Origin of the sequence: Mucilaginibacter sp. (genome assembly GCF_035492695.1) — a bacterium.
Lineage (GTDB): Bacteria > Bacteroidota > Bacteroidia > Sphingobacteriales > Sphingobacteriaceae > Mucilaginibacter.
In genome coordinates, this window is sequence record NZ_DATJJC010000008.1 from 1 (window position 1) to 2,291 (window position 2,291).

Here is a 2,291-nt window from a genome sequence, read left to right on the forward strand (position 1 = left end):
TTACGGGTTACCAGCTTATAACCCTTTTGCTCCAATATATGCATCACATCATCGGTGACTGCATTTTTTTCGATAGTAACATCATCGGGCAGCCATTGGTGGTGAAACCGCCCTGAGCTAACCGCTTCTTGCATATTTTGACCATATTCTAAAACGTTAATAATGGTCTGAAATACCGATGTAATAATGGTCGATCCGCCCGGTGTGCCCACTATCATAAATAGCTTCCCGTCTTTTTCAACAATAGTTGGTGTCATGGATGAAAGCATTCTTTTATTGGCTTGGATGCTGTTTGCCTTACCGCCAATCAATCCGTACATGTTAGGTACGCCGGGTTTTGAGCTGAAGTCGTCCATTTCGTTATTCAGCAAAAAACCTGCACCGCTTACAATGATCTTTGAGCCAAAGGAACCATTTAACGTGGTGGTGATAGAAACAGCATTCCCTTGTTTATCAACTATTGAAAAATGTGTGGTTTGATCGCTTTCATAACCTACAAAAGTACCGGCTCCAACTTCAGAACTCGGTGTAGCGTGTGCCCAGGTAAATGTGCGCATTCTGGAATCGATATATGCCGGCTCCAGCAGACTATCTACGGGGACTTTGTAAAAATCAGGATCGCCCAGATACTTTGATCGGTCTGCATAAACACGGCGCTCGGCCTCTACAATGAGTTGTATAGAAGAATCTCGATTGTGACCATATCGGCTTAAAGGATATTTCTCTACCGAATGCAGTAATTGCAGCAAAGCAATACCACCGCTTGACGGAGGAGGCATAGTGATGATCTTATAGCTTTTGTATTTCCCGATGATCGCCGTCCGCCAAACTGAGTGATAGTTTTTCAGGTCCTCAGCGGTCATGATACCTTTACCTGCTTTCATTTCAGCTACCAGCTTACCGGCTACCTCGCCGTTATAAAAACCCTCACGACCGCGGTCGCGGATCAATGCTAAGGTATGAGCCAGGTCCGCCTGCTTTAAAATGTCGCCCTTCTTCCACAAAGAATCCTTTATGAAATAGTACTTGCCGGGATTAAGACGCATAAAGTCTGCCTTTGTACCATTTAAGCTGGCAGCAAGCCTCCCGGTGATCACAAAACCTCTAGAAGCCAGATCAACGGCGGGCTGTACCAATTCGGCCCATTTTAATTTACCATACTTTTTATGCGCCTCATACATACCGTCAACAGAGCCCGGTACACCAGAAGCCAGGTGAGTAGTTAGGCTCATACCTGCGATTACGTTGCCATTAGCATCCTGATACATGTTTTCCTTTGCAGCGGCGGGCGCCTTTTCCCGGTAGTCAAGCGTGTTGGTTTTTCCATCCGCTGCGCGATATACCATAAAACCACCTCCGCCAATATTACCGGCTATGGGGTGAACCACAGCTAAAGCAAACTGAACAGCGACAGCGGCATCAACAGCGTTGCCGCCTTTTTTCATAATATCTACACCCACCTTAGCTGCATCGGGATAAGCACATACCACCATACCATTTTTGTAAGAGGTTGATGCTTGCTGCGCAGAGCAAATCTGCCCGGCAAAAAGAAACGTCGGCAGGCAACAAATTATATAAAGCTTTTTTATCATATCAAGCAATTCTTGCCCCTAAAATTACTAATCGATTATTTTTTTTCTAAGAGTTCCTTTTTTAAAAAGTTGGCAGCGGCGGCGTTTAAATTTTGCTGCAAACCATCTCCACATTATTCATAGTCATACAAATTTTAGCTATTGCGCGGCCTATAAAGCAAGAAACGCCAATTTCATGTATGAAATCAGCGTTTCTTGTAGCCCGTAGGGGAATTGAAAAGTGTTGCCGGAAATCTGGCCACCATTGTCCAAAATCTTGCCGCAGCATAACGCTACGGCAAGATTAATGGCTTACTTTATTAATAACCCGGGTTTTGAACGCACAGTTTATTAGCGTCAATCTCACTTTGCGGGATCGGGAATAATACTTTACCGGCTGTTACATTGTTTGCAGATATTCCTCTGGCTAAAGCCGAAGAAAGGAATTTACCCTGACGGATCATATCTTCACGACGTTTGCCTTCACCAACAAACTCCCAGCCGCGTTCGCGCAGAATAGCATCACGGAAAGCATCCTGTGTTGGTGCGTCAACTAAAGTAAGCGGAGCGATACCTGCACGGCTGCGCACCTGATTAATTAGTGTAAAGCACTCGACCGTTGGGCCGTTCAATTCATTCAATGCTTCGGCACGGGTTAACAGGATATCGGCATAGCGTATAATAGGCACATCGGCCCCACCATTATTACCCACCTGAGCA

General features: G+C 45.3%; 2 protein-coding genes. Both read right to left on the reverse strand.

Translation table 11 applies throughout. The annotated features are described in order from the left end of the window. Positions 1-1,592: gamma-glutamyltransferase (ggt, locus tag VL525_RS06345; protein ID WP_325384530.1), on the reverse strand; the 1,592-nt coding region annotated here is incomplete at its 3' end. Between the two features lie 299 nt (positions 1,593-1,891). Continuing rightward, positions 1,892-2,291: RagB/SusD family nutrient uptake outer membrane protein (locus tag VL525_RS06350; RefSeq protein WP_325384532.1), on the reverse strand; the 400-nt coding region annotated here is incomplete at its 5' end.